13 protein-coding genes are annotated in these 17,322 nt (G+C 45.9%); 3 read left to right on the plus strand and 10 right to left on the minus strand.

Annotation, left to right across the window (positions count from 1 at the left end):
- Window positions 1-124: 124 nt before the first annotated feature.
- From PSE7367_RS01545 to PSE7367_RS01560, 4 genes are all read right to left on the minus strand, one after another.
- Window positions 125-1,336 (minus strand): ATP phosphoribosyltransferase regulatory subunit, encoded by a 1,212-nt coding sequence (locus PSE7367_RS01545; RefSeq protein ID WP_015163601.1) that lies wholly within the window; start codon window positions 1,334-1,336, stop codon window positions 125-127.
- A gap of 121 nt (window positions 1,337-1,457) precedes the next feature.
- Window positions 1,458-2,531, minus strand: a complete 1,074-nt coding sequence (locus PSE7367_RS01550) for a J domain-containing protein (RefSeq protein ID WP_041698281.1) — start codon at window positions 2,529-2,531, stop codon at window positions 1,458-1,460.
- A gap of 516 nt (window positions 2,532-3,047) precedes the next feature.
- A complete protein-coding gene (locus PSE7367_RS01555; protein ID WP_015163603.1) occupies window positions 3,048-4,112 on the minus strand; it encodes a DnaJ domain-containing protein in 1,065 nt (354 codons plus the stop codon).
- Between the two features lie 328 nt (window positions 4,113-4,440).
- Window positions 4,441-4,917, minus strand: a complete 477-nt coding sequence (locus tag PSE7367_RS01560; protein WP_015163604.1) for a hypothetical protein — start codon at window positions 4,915-4,917, stop codon at window positions 4,441-4,443.
- 157 nt (window positions 4,918-5,074) lie between these two features.
- Here PSE7367_RS01560 and dtd point away from each other — a divergent pair, with 157 nt between their 5' ends.
- The 3 genes from dtd to PSE7367_RS01575 all read left to right on the plus strand — a co-directional run bounded on the left by dtd (window position 5,075) and on the right by PSE7367_RS01575 (window position 8,190).
- The gene (dtd, locus tag PSE7367_RS01565) at window positions 5,075-5,557 is read left to right on the plus strand and encodes a D-aminoacyl-tRNA deacylase (protein ID WP_015163605.1); all 483 of its coding nucleotides are present in this window, start codon (window positions 5,075-5,077) and stop codon (window positions 5,555-5,557) included.
- Window positions 5,558-5,983: 426 nt separating this feature from the next.
- Window positions 5,984-6,466 carry a globin family protein gene (locus tag PSE7367_RS01570; protein ID WP_015163606.1) on the plus strand — a complete coding sequence of 161 codons (483 nt, stop codon included), beginning with the start codon at window positions 5,984-5,986 and terminating at the stop codon, window positions 6,464-6,466.
- 110 nt (window positions 6,467-6,576) lie between these two features.
- On the plus strand, window positions 6,577-8,190 hold the full coding sequence (locus PSE7367_RS01575; protein ID WP_015163607.1) for a hypothetical protein: 1,614 nt from the start codon (window positions 6,577-6,579) through the stop codon (window positions 8,188-8,190).
- Window positions 8,191-8,635: 445 nt separating this feature from the next.
- Here PSE7367_RS01575 and PSE7367_RS01580 read toward each other — a convergent pair whose 3' ends face one another.
- The 6 genes from PSE7367_RS01580 to PSE7367_RS01605 form a co-directional block, all read right to left on the minus strand.
- Window positions 8,636-8,908, minus strand: coding sequence for a hypothetical protein (locus tag PSE7367_RS01580; protein WP_015163608.1), 273 nt, complete (start codon window positions 8,906-8,908; stop codon window positions 8,636-8,638).
- A 219-nt stretch (window positions 8,909-9,127) separates the two neighbouring features.
- Window positions 9,128-11,356: a photosystem I core protein PsaB gene (psaB, locus tag PSE7367_RS01585; protein ID WP_015163609.1), complete on the minus strand. Its 2,229-nt coding sequence runs from the start codon at window positions 11,354-11,356 to the stop codon at window positions 9,128-9,130.
- A gap of 23 nt (window positions 11,357-11,379) precedes the next feature.
- A complete protein-coding gene (psaA, locus tag PSE7367_RS01590; protein ID WP_015163610.1) occupies window positions 11,380-13,635 on the minus strand; it encodes a photosystem I core protein PsaA in 2,256 nt (751 codons plus the stop codon).
- Between the two features lie 729 nt (window positions 13,636-14,364).
- Window positions 14,365-15,957, minus strand: coding sequence for a rhomboid family intramembrane serine protease (locus PSE7367_RS01595; protein WP_015163611.1), 1,593 nt, complete (start codon window positions 15,955-15,957; stop codon window positions 14,365-14,367).
- Between the two features lie 98 nt (window positions 15,958-16,055).
- Window positions 16,056-16,777 (minus strand): IS1 family transposase gene (locus tag PSE7367_RS21440; RefSeq protein ID WP_156800320.1). Its coding sequence is split into 2 segments (ribosomal slippage): window positions 16,056-16,471 and window positions 16,471-16,777, totalling 723 coding nucleotides; the frame shifts between segments, so codons are not numbered across the junction.
- Window positions 16,778-16,798: 21 nt separating this feature from the next.
- Entirely contained in the window at window positions 16,799-17,272 is a 474-nt protein-coding gene (locus tag PSE7367_RS01605) for a pentapeptide repeat-containing protein (RefSeq protein WP_051037825.1), read from the minus strand.
- Window positions 17,273-17,322 lie beyond the last annotated feature (50 nt).

Below are 17,322 nucleotides of genomic sequence, written 5' to 3' on the forward strand. Positions count from 1 at the left end.
ATTGTCATGATTATCGACGGTTTTGTCAACCATTGGCGATATTTTTTTCGTCAGTCAGTCTCTTTGACCCGATCCAGATAGTAACTTGGCATATCGGAGCTGCTCTAAATACCCCCTACAATCGCTAATCCACTGTCTCTACCATCACCTTATCCACATCACTAACCCAGGCGATCTGACTGATTCGGCGCGATCGGGCATAGGTTCTCACCACATCTGGCGATCGAGACTCCAATTCAATCTCCACCGATTGCCCCTGGTGTTCATGGCGTAACTTACTGGCATGGGCAAAAATTGCTTGGGTTAACTTGGGCGTGGTTTCATTGGTGGCGACCACCAACCAGCGACTTGGTGGCGATTGCAGCGGTAAAACTGCCCCCAACACCTTTTGTAAATCTTCTAGATTCAGACAAAAACCAACGCTGGGGAAACTTTTACCCTGGGGATGATATAACCCCAAGAGTTGATCATAACGCCCACCCTGAGCCACGATCGCATTATTACTGATTACTTCAAACACAATCCCAGTGTAATAATCAAAGGGTTGAATCAGGCTCAAGTCCAGAACCATTCGATCGGCCAGACCAAACGCCTCCCAGGTCTCGACCAGGGCTCGCAGATGCTCTAGCTCATGGTCGATTTTAGATGTCCAAGGTAAAGACTTGACCTTGTTTAAAACATCACGGGGGGTGCCGCGCAGCTCAAATAGTTGCAACGCCCAGTTTTTTTGCTCTTCGGCAATATCTAGACTTTCAAGCTGGACGCGATCGAGATGGGCAATACAATGCCGCACCTGTTGGGCACATTGGCGCGGAAATACCTTAAGCAATTTGCTAGTTAAGCCCGCCTCGCCCAAAATAATTTGCCATTGGTCTAGTCGGAGTTGCTTCAAGCATTCGGCCAGCAACAGTAAAACTTCCGCATCAGCGATCACGCCCGATCCGCCCAATAGCTCCACACCCGATTGATAATATTCCTGCTGACTGGGATAGCCGCTGGCAGGCAATTGTCGGAATATGTTGGCGTTATAGTAAAGCCGCTGGGGATGGGGCAGCCGATCCTTGTCCAGGCGTGGTGCATAGGCACGGGCGATCGAGGCGGTTAGCTCTGGCCGCAGTCCCAATATTTCTGAGTCATTGTCCCTGAGTTGAATTACTGCTTCTGGTCTAACGGCTCCGCCTGCGGTGAGGGTTTCCAACCGTTCCAAAGTAGGAGTAATAATGCGCTGATAACCCCAGGATTGAAAAACATCCTGAAGACGGCTTTCGATCCAATGTTTTTGAGCAACATCAAGGGGGAGCAAATCCTTAGCTCCAGTGGGAAGATGATGCACCATGCTTATCCATAAATCTGTTCAGATGGATCGTAACTTATTTAGTGGCTTTATTGGCCGAATAGTTCAATCCAGTCTAAATAGTCTAGAGGTATTAAGAAGCTGAGCTAAACAGATTTCTCTACTAACCACCTAGCCAGCCAAAGAACCCACCTTTTTGCTTGTCTTGTTTTTTGGTTTGGGTTTTAGTTTGGCTCTTGCCCTTGGTAGTTTGGCTTTTATTACTAGTATTACCAGTTTTGCTGAGTAGCTTATCCATATACTTACGGGCGATCGGCTGTTTGGGGTTAATTTTTAAGGCTTGCTGGAAACTTGCTTTCGCCATGCCACCTTGCTTTTGATGCAAATATACCAGCCCCAGCAATGCATAACACTTGCTATCGGTGCGATCGAAGGTGAGCGCGGTACGTAGTTCCTTGAGCGCCAGTCCCCATTGCTTTTGATTAATATAGGTTTCTGCTTGCTTGACCAACCCATAGGCCTTGGCGTTTGCTGGCGACTGCTCTGCTTTCCTTTTGCGGGCTGCGGTTTGCTCTCTGGCTCGTGCAGCAGTGGTAGAGTCAGTAGTCTGTGAGTTACTATAACTACTGGGACTAGACGATCGCCTTGCTTGAGAGGCAGGGTTGCGGGATTGAGCCGTTTCCACCATTTTTTCCCTGGGCATACTCAACGTATCGCTATTGCTGAAATGGTTGTAGCCTTGCTGGGTAGCCAGATACACCAGATTTAATTCGCTGAGTTGACCCACATAAGCCATCGATTGACCAATATCTTGATATTGCAGTTCGGCGATCTCTTTTACATATTTCTGGTAGTTGGCCAAACTTGGCGCATATAAAAGTTTGCGGGCAATTTCCGATTCAGGCTGTAATTTTTGATTGCCTTTCATCAGCCGCTTGGCAATTAACTTAAGCAATGCTCCATATTCCACCCGCTCTCGTTCATGCATCAGGGCGTTATACGCGGGGCTGACAATTTTGGCAAAAACCTGTGTGGCTTTTTCTTTATCCTGGGGATCGCGGCCATGCACATCAGGATGCAGGCTTTTGGCGATTTTTAGATATCTGCGGCGAATGGTGGCAGTATCAGCCGTAACGGGGATTCCAAGCACCGCATAGTGATCATTGGCATTGTATTTACAGATACCCATATCAACCTGCCCTAATAAATCTGACGATCGCAACATAACTGTTTCCATTGATGATTCGATTGTGCGTCAACAAATTAAGCCCTATTCCCATCTTGCCCATCCTGGAGCCAATTACTTCTCATGAATTGGGAGCAGTCACATTTTGCAATCAGACAGAGCGCTATGACTATGGGGCATGCATCTGGCAATTACTCAGTTATTTCCCAAATTCAGGATCTTCAGGATCATGAAGTCAAATAATCCTGTTGATGATGAGATTTATATATAACCTACCCTAATTATTTGCTGGAGATAGCATTCATTAATACTTAAATTAATTCTTTACTTTTGATTTCTGCTACCGATCGCCAAGATCTAGTTATTGCTTGGATTAATTGAGTTTTGGTGGGGGGCGGCAAGTGAGCAAATTACTGAGCTTGGTCTTAAAATTGCTGTATATGTTGGTAGCGCCAAATAGATCTAAATGGATCGCCAGCCCACAATTGCACCAACTTGGCGATCGTTTTTTAGCGAACTAACGTAATACCAACGTAATTCAAGTAAAGCGATTAATTAATTAACAGGCTATCGTTTCCAAAAAGTCCATGACCAGCCCTTATTTGCTTGTTTTTGGTTTGATTTACTACTGCTCTGGTTGCTGCTACTGCTTTTGCTCTTACTCTTGCTGGACATCTTGCCAATTTTGTTGATGTTCTCCAGGGCGATCGTCTCATTGGGGTTGAGCTTGAGTGCCTTCAAAAAACTAGACTTTGCCATACTGGCCAACTTTTGGTTCATATAAACAATCCCCAGTAGGGCATGGGCGCGACTATTGGCCTCATCAAGTCGCTGGGCACTGCGTAGCTCTTTTAAGGCCGCAGACCACTGCTTTTGTTTAATACAACTCTCGGCTGCCTTAAGATGCTGTTGCAGCAAGAGCTTAGCCGATCGCTCCGAATTGGCAGCATTAGCAGCATTACCAGCCGTATTCTGACCAGAACTACCATTACTATTACTGCCAGCATAGGCCGAACCACGACTAGTAGATGTTGAGCTACTGGCTGTGCCGGCATATCCACCACTGGTTCTTTGGGCAGTGGTCAGGCGCGATTGAATCTTGGTGTCATCCCCTAGAGCCGGTTTGGCGGGCGGTACATATTTATAGCCTGCTTGGGTCAGGATATAAACCAGATTTAATTCACTTAGAATCGAAGTAATCTCTAAAATATTTTCCAGTTCACGATACTGAAACTCAGCCACCTCGTTTACCACTTGTTCATAGGCGGCAGGGCTAGGAGCCGTCAAAAGTTTGCGTGCTTCCTCCGATCGCGGCACCACTCGCTGTCTTTTTTTGATCAGTTTGCGAGCCAGTAATTTGAGCAGGGAGGTATATTCCGCCTTCTCTCGTTCGTAGCTGAGAGCGTTATAGGCAGGGTTAACTAATCTGGCTAAAAAGCGAGTTGCTCTTTCTTTTTCTTCGGGAGTTTTGCCATAAACATCAGGGTGAAGTCTTTTCGCTATGCCAATATAACGTCTTCTGACCTGAATCCCATCCGCTGTGATCGGCAGACCTAGCACGGCATAGTAATCATTGAAATCAAATTGACCAATGCCCCGATCAATTCTCAGTGCTTTATGTCTTTGGACCATTTAGATTTGCCCCGTGCATCAGAACAATTGACCTTAACTTACCCTCTTTAATGCAAACCGTTATCAAACTATTAAAAAGCAAATGTGATCCTGGGTATGTGCATCACAAGCACTTCTTTGCACAGTTTTTTTAGATTCTAGTATGTAGATGGGGTATCGATCAAGCTAAATTATGGCATTTATGGCATTTACTACGATCGCCCACTTCTATTTTCCGTTCTTTTGATCGCCAGGTAAAGGTAATGGATCGAAACTAGGGCATTTAGGTTGAAGTGATTGAAAGCCATTATTAGACCATCACTAGGACAATTGGCGCTAGCGTTTGTACCTAAAGCCATGCTGAGATTGCCCAGCCCAAACCCAATCCTAGCCATGAGCAAGTGGCTACAATGATAAGTTTGTCAATCCAACCATAGCTCCCTAGTACCTTGGTGCAGATCTCGATCGCCGCAATTACCCAAGCCCAAGCGATCGCGGAGGCGATCAACATCGTTACTCCCACGGCGGCTGTTACCTGAATATTTACCGCCCCTGCCTGTAAATCAGCAATAGAGCCAGCGATTGTCCAAGCGATCGCCACACTCCAACAGGTTAAAATTGGTTTTGAAAAAATATGCTGATGGGCAGTGCGATGGGATGAACCAGAAACAATTGCGATCGTAGGAAGCGTGAGAATGGCGAAAAATACTCCCACCAGGATCGAAGCTTGAGCCAGTAACCAACCTTGAAAAAAACAAAGTAGGAAAATTGACAATAACCATTTTGACCAACTTTCCGATTGTTGCTTAGATTTACGTGAGGGCATGGCAATGGGTCAGTTGAGTCGATTATGTGTAACGGCTGTTCAAATTTTACTGCCTTACTATAACTACAATTACAGCTAAGCCAAGTTCTTAGTAGGTGATGTGAATATACATTAGGCTCAGGTCTTCAATAATTTTCGACTAAGTTTTTAAGTCCTTATGCGTGTAGTCATTCAAAGAGTTAGAGCATCCCAGGTAGTTGTAGATGGCCAAGTTGTCGGCAAAATTGGGGTGGGGTTAAATATTTTGGTGGGGATCACCGCTCAGGACACGATCGCTGAATTGGATTGGATCGCCAGGAAATGCCTGGATCTACGATTATTCCCAGCGGCAGATCATGAAGCGGATCATGAGAATGACAAAGGCAGCAGCTTTGAGCGATCGATCCGCGAGATTGGTGGTGAGTTGCTAGTAATCAGTCAGTTCACCCTCTATGGTGACTGTCGCAAGGGTAGGCGACCATCGTTTAGCGCAGCGGCCGCTCCCGATCGAGCTAAGGAATTGTATTTGCAGTTTGTGGCAAAATTGCGCGAGAGTGGCTTGAAGGTGGAAACGGGCATCTTTGGAGCGATGATGCAGGTTGCGATCGAGAATGATGGGCCAGTCACGCTCATACTAGAACGATCGGTAAGCGATCGGTAATTGCTTTAAGCGTAGTCCTGCAAAACGCCAAAACTAGTATCAATATAGTAATAGTATCAATCAATTAATTACCTCAGCGTAGCTCATGCATTGACTAATCTTGTTAAGCCTACTCAATCAGCAGATTGGGTTGTTCGTCTTATGTCTTATAGCCGATGATTTTGGCTCTACTACCACTATATAAATTAATAGATAAAATTTTGATTTCTTTGCTGATTTAGGCTTAGCCAATTGCTATTCAACGGAGTAATTGCTGATGCAAGTGCTGGCAAAAATTTAATGGGGCAGTGAGATAATCATAGTCTTTTGCTCGCAGTTCGTGACTCAGGGTTGAATTTGGCAAGTAGCTACCAGCCCATGCTTGAAATTTCAAGTTTAAATTAGATTGAATCGGATTAATGAAATTGCTAGGGGAAAATAATTAAGATGTTGAGTAAGCTACGCCAATTGACGGTCGATGCAGAGGGTCGTTATGCCACCGACGATGAGTTAACTTTTTTGAAAGGTTATATTCATTCCTATGAACTCAGGATTAACACCTACAACAAACTGAGAGAGCTAGAAAACGCGATCGTTGAGCAATCCTATGAAAAGGTGCGATCGCAAGATCCAAATGTTTTTAATAGTTCTGGCACAGATATTACCGCCAAATGGAAAGCTGATACCCGTCGCGTGTTGCGTTACTCGGCTGTGGCGCTATTGATCGATGACACCAATCGCTTAAAAGAGCATTTGCTATTCTGGTTCCAGACTGTGATGCAGGCTTTTAAAGCCCAACGAAGTTGTAATGTCACCTATGCGGTTATGCAAGAAGTTGTAAAGCAATCCCTGACTGAGCAGGAAGCTAAATTGGTTTGCCCATTGTTGGAGCTGACTCGCAATGCCCTGGCCGATGATATTAAGCTTTAAGTGACGACTTTTGAAGATGTTTTGCTTATCCGCGCCATTATCCCTACAATTAGGCAGAAAATAGGCAGCCAATCAGGCTCAACTACTGCGCTGTTGCGGGAACAAGGCATATGGGTTTATCAGCGGTATTAGAAATTGCCATCGGCATTATCTTCATATACCTGGTCTTGAGTTTGCTATCCTCAGAAATTCAAGAATTACTCAGCACTATTTTGCAATGGCGAGCAGTGCATTTAAAGGAATCGATCGAGGGGTTGCTGGCTGGTAACAGCGATGAGCCAGAGATGCTCAGGCAATCGCGTGAGTTGGCCAATATTATCTACGAAAACCCAGCGATCAGAGATCTTAATCACGAAGCCAAGGGTTTTATTGCTTCGATTCCCCGCATCATTAATCACAAAATTGGTTATGTGCTGCGTTTAGGCAATGATGGTATTTTTGGTAATAAACAACGCAGTGGGCCTTCTTATATTGGCTCTAATGCCTTTGTAAATACTCTGTTAGAGACCCTTCACTTTGATGAAATCGGCAAGTTCTTTGCACTCTATCGATTGCGAGATTTCCTGGATAATAAACTCAGCAATCAGAGCCGGGAACTAGAAGAGATTTATGATGATTATGAATATAATAAATTTACCCTGACCGAAACGATCGCCCGGATTGCCACCGAAACTAAAGGCAATAGCCCAGCAGATTTTAATCAGTTTTTTGCCGATGATGATGGCGAATCGATCTCCCCACAGAAGCTCCAGACCTTGACTCGCAAGCTCAGCCCCAACCCATCTGAAGTATTCCGATTGATTTTAATTCTCAGAAGTGCGGAAGTGCAACAAGCCTATCAGAAAGCACTGAGCGAAATTAATAGCGAAAATCCCCGCTATGCCGAGATCAAACGCTCGATCGTTACCTTGCCAGGGCTGACTAATTCCATGCGCAAATCTTTGCTACTCTATGCCGCCTTGGTTACCAATCCAGAAATTGCCAAGGTTCAGAAGCTACCCCCCATTTCCGATCGACTGCATAAAAGGCTCTATGACCTGGCGGATCAGGCTCAAGACCGCATCAAGGATACGGAAAATCAATTTTTGCAGTTTCGGGCGGATGTGGAAAACTGGTTTGATAATTCGATGGTGAGAGCCTCCGGGGTCTATAAGCGGAATGCGCGTTTGGTGGCTGTCATCGTTGGTTTCCTGATTGCCGTTGGTGCTAATGCAGATACCTTTCACATTGTGTCGCGGCTTAGTAGCGATCAGACTTTGCGTACGGCGATCAATGCTTCGGCGGAACAAGTGGTTACCAATGATATTAGTGATCAAGGTGAGCTAAGCCAGGAAACGATCGACCAGCTTAAACAGGCTGCGGACAATCTTTCCTTGCCGATCGGCTGGGATCAATATGACCTAACCCGTGAAAAGCAACGTGGCTATACCATAACGCTGCCATTGATGATTCGTAATGGCAAAATTAGTCGTAGCAGCCCAAGTCTAGAACCTGTGAGCCCTGCCCCTGCCAACCCAGCCAGTCAGGAGTTTATGAAAATCTCGCTGATTACGATCGCTGGTTGGATTATTACTGGCCTAGCCGTATCAATGGGTGCTTCATTCTGGTATGACCTGCTCAGCAAGGTAATTAATATTAAAAACGTGGGTAGCAAACCAATCCCACCGGAAAATATGGCTGCTGAGGAGATTGAATATATTGAATATACCGATCGCCGCAAATAAAAATAAGCATCAATTAAGGCATTGCTTACTTAATTCCCACATTCCGCGCTTATAAAACGAAATTGATCAATTAAATATTTGCGCTATATATAGTGCCCCAAACAATCTAAAACTCTATATATTGTATTTGGACAAATTATTATGAGCCAGTATATATGCTTATCAGTCTTAAGTCAGTTCTCTCATTTTCTTGTGAAATCGACTAAGCTACGTGGTAATAAGGGCTTTGGGATTGCATCATCAATTTAATTATTGATTTTCCAAAGTAAACCGCGGAATGTCGGTTAATTCTTACTTAATTCAAGGATACTAATGCTGGCACCCCCAATGCATTGTTAATAGGCATCAGCGATGGTTCTAATTTGCAAGTGTATCTAACCATTCAAGTAATCGACAATGCCTCAAGCTGCTGCGATCGGTCTAATTAATAATTTTAATAATTAATTTAATTAAGCTGCAGATCCCGATGTGATTCTGCATAAACACAAAACTGGCTAATATGCAGCACCGCTTCACCATGATCGGGAACCCAGGCGATCCACTCATCCTCTGAAGCTTTACACAGCAACTTTGCTTCTAAGTCACTATAGGGGTTCAATCCTTTGTATAGCTGCACCCAGGTATTTGGCCGGGGCTCTGGTGGTTTACCTGACCAGCCCTGGGGCAATGAACACCATTTAACCTCACTCTGGGGACGATCTAAGATTAGTTTAGCCATGACCCTGCTCCAAAACAACTTTTAGGATTATGTATCAATTTATACCAATTGCTCTATGGGGCAGTCAAGTTATCGTTTGATAACTTAATAGATGGCTGAGGCTAATTTAACTAGCCGGATATTCTCCCAATACAAAAAGAGCCCCAACTTAATGGAGCCCCTTTCGTTTGATTATTTAATCAGACCTAAGGTCTAACTCAACTCATAAATCTAGCTTAGCTAGCCAAAGGCCGTAGCCGTCGATGCAATCACAAATGCCGCGTAGGTAAAGATATAACCAACCGTGAAGTGGGCTAGACCAACCAAACGAGCTTGGACGATCGAAAGAGCCACAGGCTTGTCTTTCCAGCTAACCAACTGAGCAAGAGGAGTGCGTTGATGTGCCCATACTAGGGTTTCGATCAACTCTTGCCAGTAGCCACGCCAGGAGATCAAGAACATAAATCCAGTTGCCCACACCAGGTGTCCAAACAGGAACATCCAGGCCCAGACCGAGATATTGTTCATGCCATAGGGGTTATAGCCATTGATTAGCTGCGCTGAGTTCAGCCACAGATAATCGCGTAACCAACCCATAATCGTGACTGAGGCTTCATTGAACTGAGCTAAGTTGCCTTGCCAGACGCACAGGTGTTTCCAGTGCCAATAGAAGGTAACCCAACCAATTGTGTTCAACATCCAGAACATGGCTAGATAGAAGGCATCCCAAGCAGAGATGTCGCAAGTACCGCCACGACCAGGGCCATCGCAAGGGAAGCTATAGCCAAAGTCTTTTTTGTCTGGCATTAGCTTAGAACCACGGGCATCAAGGGCACCCTTGACCAAAATCAAGGTGGTGGTATGCAGTCCCAGGGCGATCGCATGGTGGATCAAGAAGTCACCAGGGCCGATCGTCAGGAATAGCGAGTTTGCATCACTGTTGATTCCTTCCAACCAACCAGGTAGCCACACATCACCATAGTTAGGCCATGCAGTTGCGGCAATACTATCAGGATTAGATAGCAACACATCAAAACCATACAAAGCCTTACCGTGGGCAGCTTGAATCCACTGGGCAAATACAGGCTCAATCAAGATTTGCTTTTCGGGTGTACCGAATGCCTGCATCACGTCATTGTGGACATAAATACCCAGGGTGTGGAAGCCCAAGAATAGTGATACCCAGCTCAGGTGGGAGATGATTGCTTCTTTATGCTCTAGTACCCGTGCCAACACATTATTTTTGTTAGCTTCAGGGTCATAGTCACGTACCAGGAAGATCGCACCGTGGGCAAATGCTCCAGCCATCAAGAATCCAGCAATATACTGGTGATGGGTATAGAGCGCCGACATGGTGGTGTAATCTTTAGCCATGAAAGCATAGGGCGGCATTGAGTACATGTGCTGAGCTACAAGTGAGGTAACTACACCTAAGGTAGCAAGGTGCCAACCTAGTTGGAAATGTAGAGACTCATTATAGGTGTCATACATGCCCTTATGACCTTCACCCAACATGCCACCAAAGGGAGTACCTGGAGGTGGATTGTGAGCCGCCATAATTTCCTTCATGCTGTGACCAATACCGAAGTTAGTCCGGTACATGTGGCCAGCCACGATGAACAATACGGCGATCGCCAAATGGTGATGGGCAATGTCAGTCAGCCACAGTGACTCAGTCTGAGGATGGAAACCACCCAGGAAAGTCAAAATCGCTGTACCAGAGCCGCTGGCGCTACCAAATACATGGTTGGCGGTGTCGGGATTCTGTGCGTAGGCAGCCCAATTCCCAGTAAAGAAAGGCTTTAGCCCTTCTGGGTGAGGCATTACGCTCAAGAAGTTATCCCAACCGACATGCTGACCACGAGCTTCTGGGATCGCTACGTGCACTAGGTGACCAGTCCAAGCCAATGAGCTTGCCCCAAACAAACCAGCCAAGTGGTGGTTGAGACGGGACTCAGCATTCTTGAACCAGGCCAAACTAGGTCTGAAGCTAGGTTGCAAATGTAGCCAACCAGCAAACAAGAGCACCGCTGCAAAAATTAGCAGGAAGATCGCGCCAGAATAGAGGTCTGAATCAGTGCGCATGCCGATGGTGTACCACCAGTGGTAGACACCAGAATAAGAGATGTCAACTGGGCCGCTTGCACCACCTTGAGTGAATGCATCAACCGCAGCTGAACCGAATTGAGGATCCCAAATTGCATGGGCAATGGGATTTGTGTTTAGTGGATCTTTGACCCACTGTTGGAAGTTTCCTTGCCAGGCCACGTGGAAGAGATTGCCAGAGGTCCAAAGGAAAATGATTGCCAGATGGCCGAAATGAGAAGCAAAAATCTTTTGATAAAGGCTCTCTTCGGTAACGCCATCATGGCTCTCAAAGTCATTGGCCGTAGCAATCGCATACCAGATCCGACGAGTAGTCGGATCGCTAGCGAGGTCCTGGCTAAACTTTGGAAATTTAGTTGCCATAATTGTTACTTATCTCCTCGCTGTTATCCGAGTGCTCCAAAACGTGCCAGGAAGAATGCCCAAGTTGTGGCAATTCCACCTAGTAGGTAGTGAGCCAATCCTACGGCACGACCTTGAACAATGCTCAACGCGCGAGGCTGAATTGCAGGTGCAACTCTGAGCTTGTTGTGTGCCCATACGATCGATTCAATTAGTTCTTGCCAGTAGCCGCGACCACTGAAGAGGAACATGAGTGAGAATGCCCAAATAAAGTGAGCACCCAAGAAAATTAGTCCATAGGCCGATAGAGCCGAACCATAGGACTGGATTACGTTAGCAGCCTGAGCCCAAAGAAAGTCTCTCAACCAACCATTGATGGTGATAGAACTTTGAGCAAAGTTGCCTGCGGTAATATGTGAGATTGATCCATCTGCACCAACTGTACCGAATATGTCCGATTGCATTTTCCAGCTAAAGTGGAAGATTACAACCGAGATACAGTTATACATCCAGAACAGCCCCAAGAAAACATGATCCCATGCTGATACTTGGCAAGTACCGCCACGACCTGGACCATCGCAGGGGAAGCGGAAACCTAATTCAGATTTATCCGGAATCAAGCGAGAGTTACGTGAGAACAACACACCCTTCAGCAGGATCAACACGGTAACGTGGATCGTGAAGGCATGAATGTGGTGCACCATAAAGTCGGCAGTACCAAGGGTCATTGGTGCCATGGCAATTTTGCCGCCAAGGGCTACGATATCGCCACCAAAGATGGGGCTAACGCTGTCACCGGCATAGGGTGCGGTGCTAGCGATCGTGTTGGCGTGGATATTTTGAATCCACTGGGCAAAAATTGGCTGCAACTGAATGCCAGTATCGGAGAACATATCCTGAGGACGACCAAACGCACGCATGGTGTCATTGTGGATATATAGACCGAAGCTGTGGAAACCAAGGAAGATACAAACCCAGTTGAGGTGGGAAATGATTGCATCCCGGTGCCGCAATAGACGATCCAAAACATTATTCATGTTTGTGGCTGGATCATAATCACGGATCATGGCAATCCCAGCGTGAGCCGCCGCACCGCAAATACAGAAGCCGCCAATCCACATATGGTGAGTGAATAGGGAAATCTGAGTTGGGTAATCGACTGCCAAGTAGGGATATGGTGGCATCGCATACATGTGGTGAGCCACAACGATCGATAGCGAACCAAATAGAGCCAAGTTAACCGCCAACTGAGCATGCCAGGAATTGGTCATAAACTCATACAGACCCTTGTGACCAGTACCACCGATCAAAAGGGGATCTTTATGGGCTTCGAGAATTTCCTTCATGCTGTGGCCAATGCCCCAATTGGTGCGGTACATGTGACCAGCGACGATGAACAATACAGCGATCGCCAAGTGGTGATGAGCCTGATCGGTCAGCCACAGCGAACCGGTTGCTGGGTTCAAACCACCCTTGAAGGTTAAGAAGTCAGAAAAGACACCCCAGTTCAGCGTAAAGAAAGGCATTACACCTTGACTAAAGCCTTGGGGAAACAATTCTGCCATCAAGGAAGGATTGAGGATGAACTCATGGGGTAGAGCAATATCTTGCGGTGCTACACCATAGTTCAGCAGCTTGTTAATCGGGATCGACACGTGAATTTGGTGTCCAGCCCAACCTAACGAGCCAAGCCCAATCAAACCAGCCAAGTGGTGGTTCATCATTGACTCAGCATTCTGGAACCATTCCAGCTTAGGTGCTGCTTTGTGGTAGTGGAACCAACCGGCAAAAAACATTAAGCCAGCCATTACCAAACCACCGATCGCGGTGCACAGAAGCTGATATTCATTAGTGATTCCAGCTGCACGCCACATGTGGAAGAGCCCAGAGGTGATTTGAATCCCCTGGAAACCGCCACCAACATCGGCGTTAAGAATATCTTGACCAACAACTGGCCATACAACCTGCGCACTTGGCTTGATCCCCACAGGATCAGACAGCCAGGCCACATAGTTGGAGAATTTGGCACCGTGGTAGTACATACCACTTAGCCAGATAAAAATGACACCCAAATGCCCGAAATGGGCAGAAAAGATTTTGCGGGAGGTGTCTTCTAGATCCGAAAAACTATCAAAGTCATGGACATCGGCATGAAGGTTCCAAATCCAGGTGGTGGTTTTGGGTCCCTTCTTTAGGGTACGGTCAAAGTGACCTGGTTGAGCCCACTTCTCGAATGAAGTAGGAACCGCGTCACGATCGACTGTTACCCTGACCTTTGCCTTTTCAGGAGTAACTGTCATTGAGGTTTTCCTCTCCCGTTGTCTACATAGGAGTTTTACTTGAAGAGCTTCGCCTACCTATCGTTCGGGATTTATGTATGAGATAAGAACTACGATTATAGGATTAGCTGGCTCAAGTGCTCATTATAGGTTCAGAGGCTGACAATCCAGAACTAGCGTTAACATTTGTTCAAATTAGCTAAAACCAACAAAAGTCCTTAGCAAATCAGGGCTGAGCCCATGCGTGAACTGCGATCGCCACCAGCGCAATCAATTTTGGTTGCTGCTTCTCTACATATTGCTTAATAATTTTTAACAGAATTGGGGGTGTTGCTCTCCTGTTTATGCAGCTATGTAGCGATCTCAGCCATTCACAGGCTTAAGTAAAGTTAACGTTATGGAATATCGATCCTAATGTGATTTTTAATAAAAATATTGCCCATAACTCAGTATTGAGATACAAGAACCGCAAACTCAGGCTGATTTGAGTATTTCAGCAACACTCAGTTTAATGACAAGTGATCGCTAAGGTTGCGGTAGAGAGCTTGAGCGATCATCAGAAATGACAATTTATTATTTCCACAGATTCAGTCGAACTCATTGTTTAAATAAAAAAAAGTCCACAAGCTTACATATACCTGCTGATTGACTGTAACAACTATCTTATTTATTGCTCTAAATCTAGTAGCTACGATATCTGGATTGCGCTCAAATACCTTAATTTAATTTATTTAATAAATCGCATGATTTCTACCTTTGCTCAGAGGTAGAGGAATGGCGGGGTGCAACCAACCAACCAGCGATCGCCCCCAAAATAAGCCCAGATGTATGCCCCACAAAACTGACATTGGGCACCGCAAAATCAAAGAATACCTGCAAGCCAATAATGAACAAAACCGTCCTGAGTCGCCGCGCCGCAACCTTGGCTCTTTCGCGCTGCCAGGCCAGCCACAGGAGCGCCCCCGTTGCCCCCACCATACCCATGATTGCCCCCGAAGCACCCACGGTAATCTGGGGTAGTTCTGGTGAGACAAAAAATGCCACAATCGTCACTGTCAGCATTGAACCGATACCACTAAATAGGTAAACCAATAAATAGCGCCACCAGCCCAGACTGGTTTCCACAAAACCACCCAGAAAATATAAGCCGATCATATTCATGAATAAATGGATATAGCCATAGTGCAGAAACATGGCATTTACCAAGCGCCACCACTCACCCTGATGCCGAACTGCAATTGGATCTAAGGCTCCCAATTGATAGAGTGTGCCCAGGTCAGTGCTGCCACCAAAGGCGATCTCCAGGGCAAACATGGCCAGATTCAGGCCAATCAAAACGTAGGAGACATAAATTCTTTCGCTGGTAAAGGCCAACGCACCACTATATTTAGCCTCATGGGCAGATTCTAAGGCAGTATCTTGTAAGACTTTTTGGCTGACCGGCGTAAGCACCTGATCGGGATTTGCCAATGGCTGCGTCAAGCGCCAATCGATCGCCCGCTTGAGCATGGCATCTTTGGTGTCGGCGGCAAGTTGTTCAAGCTGTTGCTTGGCTTTGATTTCCTGTTCAGTTCCGGCTCCAGCCACCATCGCTGCAGTTGCAAGCCAAAATTGCTGCGCTTCGGGCAAAAAATGCTTGAGACGACGATCGCTTAGCAACCTGGCCAATTGTTCAGTCTCGCCACAAAAAGCCAGGGCAAATATCCGGATCAAGAGTAAATCCCTGATCCTGATCGCCGCATTTTGATGCTCATAGTAATCAAGCATCTCTAGCAAGGTATTCAGCTTGCCAGTTTCAGCCAATGCTCTAGCATAGTAGGCCGCCAAAGAAGATTTACTGGTGGCAGAGTTATATTCAGCTTGCAACCATACCAATAATTGATCCCATTCTGCTTTGATCCGAAAAGTCAGCGCCTGGGCATTTTGATAGCCATTACGATCGTGGCGGGGATATTTAGCCAGGACTGCGATCGCCTGATCAAGCTCGCCATTCTGTCCCAATTCCAGCGCCCTGAACAGGAGCGGATATTGCCATAGACCATCGAGGGGATGTAAAAATTTCAGCCCGGTTGCCACCAGTCTGGCCGATCGATATTTTTGTCTTGCCGCCAGATTATTAACCACCGCCATACTAACGGTGGGCACTAGCATAAACAAGATCCACAGGCCACCGCCCCATAATCCCGCTTGTGCAGGAAATTCTGTCCAAAGCACAAAAGTAATGGCCAAGATAATCGCCGCCACGATCGCCCAACCTCTGGTCGCACTAGATTTACTAAATCTGAGCACAAAGGTGACACAAGAAAGGCACACCATCCAAAGCAAAACTGCATTGAGATCCATTTATTTACCTAATCATCGCAGCCCAGCGACTCTCTTGTGCTCACGCCGGTCTTGGAGTTAACCCCTTTGGCCTTAGTACATAAAAAATTAAGGTAGTGCTAAACAAGTAAGGATGAATTGTAATAGTGAATAAAAAGCCAGAGTGCACCAATATGGTTAGCTAACTTTTTTGAGAAAGAAAGAGTTTTACGAACCAGCCTAGATGCTCTCTGTCTAAGTGTGCAATTGAATCGCTCAATTCTATTAGTTAAGCCTGAACCTTTGCCAACTGGTTGATGGCGCTTGCTCGGAATTACCTGAGCATAGGCACGCCAAAAATCAGTGTAGCAAACCGCACATTGTCGATAAACTGGCGGTAAAGACTGCCATAATCCTTTAGCACCATCTTCATCTCTCGAACCGATATGCATTCCTACTATCTCTCTGGTATCAACATCTATGGCTAACCAAATCCAAACTTTGGCTTGTTTCTTTTCTACAAATGACCACATTTCATCAAGCTGGAGTGTTAAGCACCCCTTTTTTTGTCCTGAACCTGCACTTGTTGAGGCACCTGGACATATTTTTGATTAACATATTGCTGTAGCCATGTTTCTGATACATCTGCAACTCTAGCAATTCCAGCCAGTGAAACTCGCTCTAGCAGAAGTTTGTCGATTAACGCTTTAGTCTCGCTAGAAATATATTTCTTCTCGCAATTGGCCACAAACTGCCGATCGCAATGCTTGCACTTGTAGTTCTGTTTGCCATTATGGATTCTGCCATTTTTGACTATTTTAGATGAATTGCATTTTGGACAAGTTAGCTCTGATGTATCCATGAGAGGGAATTTTGGTATCTTCTATACTATTATCCTTACTTCTGGTGGACTACCAAAATTAACTTGCGCCCCATCCAGTAGCGCATCGGTAAAATCTGCGCCGGTAATATCTACATAATCAAAGGTGCTGCGTAATAAAACCGCATCGATCAGTAGGGCATCAGAGAGATCGGCCTTGGCAAAATCCACCTGGTCGAGCAAACCAATGCTGAGATCTGCACCATGGAGATTGGCATGACGCAAAATTGAGGCACTAAATACTGCCCCGCGCAGATCCGCATTAGAAAAGTTAGCATCTTCCATATTTGCATTGGCAAACCCAGAGCCCCTCAGTTCCATGCCAGAAAAATTGCGCGATTGCAATGATCCATGACTAAAGGGTAGGGGCTTAGCGATCGCATTAACTGGCAAGATAATCAGGGTTGCGATCGCCAGAATCACGATCGTCCCCAAAATCAGGGTTGATTGAAATAATTTAAATAAGCGTTGCCGCATAATTTTTTATAGGTTTAGTCAAAAAGTCCATTGTAACCAATGCAACCAAT

Origin of the sequence: Pseudanabaena sp. PCC 7367 (assembly GCF_000317065.1) — a bacterium.
GTDB classification, from domain to species: domain Bacteria; phylum Cyanobacteriota; class Cyanobacteriia; order Pseudanabaenales; family Pseudanabaenaceae; genus Thalassoporum; species Thalassoporum mexicanum.

Excerpts from the sequence above, each read along its gene's own strand:
- PSE7367_RS01545 (WP_015163601.1), bottom strand. The coding sequence starts at position 1,336 with ATGGTGCATCATCTTCCCACTGGAGCTAAGGATTTGCTCCCCCTTGAT.
- PSE7367_RS01550 (WP_041698281.1), bottom strand. The coding sequence starts at position 2,531 with ATGGAAACAGTTATGTTGCGATCGTCAGATTTATTAGGGCAGGTTGAT.
- PSE7367_RS01555 (WP_015163603.1), bottom strand. The coding sequence starts at position 4,112 with ATGGTCCAAAGACATAAAGCACTGAGAATTGATCGGGGCATTGGTCAA.
- PSE7367_RS01560 (WP_015163604.1), bottom strand. The coding sequence starts at position 4,917 with ATGCCCTCACGTAAATCTAAGCAACAATCGGAAAGTTGGTCAAAATGG.
- dtd (WP_015163605.1), top strand. The coding sequence starts at position 5,075 with ATGCGTGTAGTCATTCAAAGAGTTAGAGCATCCCAGGTAGTTGTAGAT.
- PSE7367_RS01570 (WP_015163606.1), top strand. The coding sequence starts at position 5,984 with ATGTTGAGTAAGCTACGCCAATTGACGGTCGATGCAGAGGGTCGTTAT.
- PSE7367_RS01575 (WP_015163607.1), top strand. The coding sequence starts at position 6,577 with ATGGGTTTATCAGCGGTATTAGAAATTGCCATCGGCATTATCTTCATA.
- PSE7367_RS01580 (WP_015163608.1), bottom strand. The coding sequence starts at position 8,908 with ATGGCTAAACTAATCTTAGATCGTCCCCAGAGTGAGGTTAAATGGTGT.
- psaB (WP_015163609.1), bottom strand. The coding sequence starts at position 11,356 with ATGGCAACTAAATTTCCAAAGTTTAGCCAGGACCTCGCTAGCGATCCG.
- psaA (WP_015163610.1), bottom strand. The coding sequence starts at position 13,635 with ATGACAGTTACTCCTGAAAAGGCAAAGGTCAGGGTAACAGTCGATCGT.
- PSE7367_RS01595 (WP_015163611.1), bottom strand. The coding sequence starts at position 15,957 with ATGGATCTCAATGCAGTTTTGCTTTGGATGGTGTGCCTTTCTTGTGTC.
- PSE7367_RS01605 (WP_051037825.1), bottom strand. The coding sequence starts at position 17,272 with ATGCGGCAACGCTTATTTAAATTATTTCAATCAACCCTGATTTTGGGG.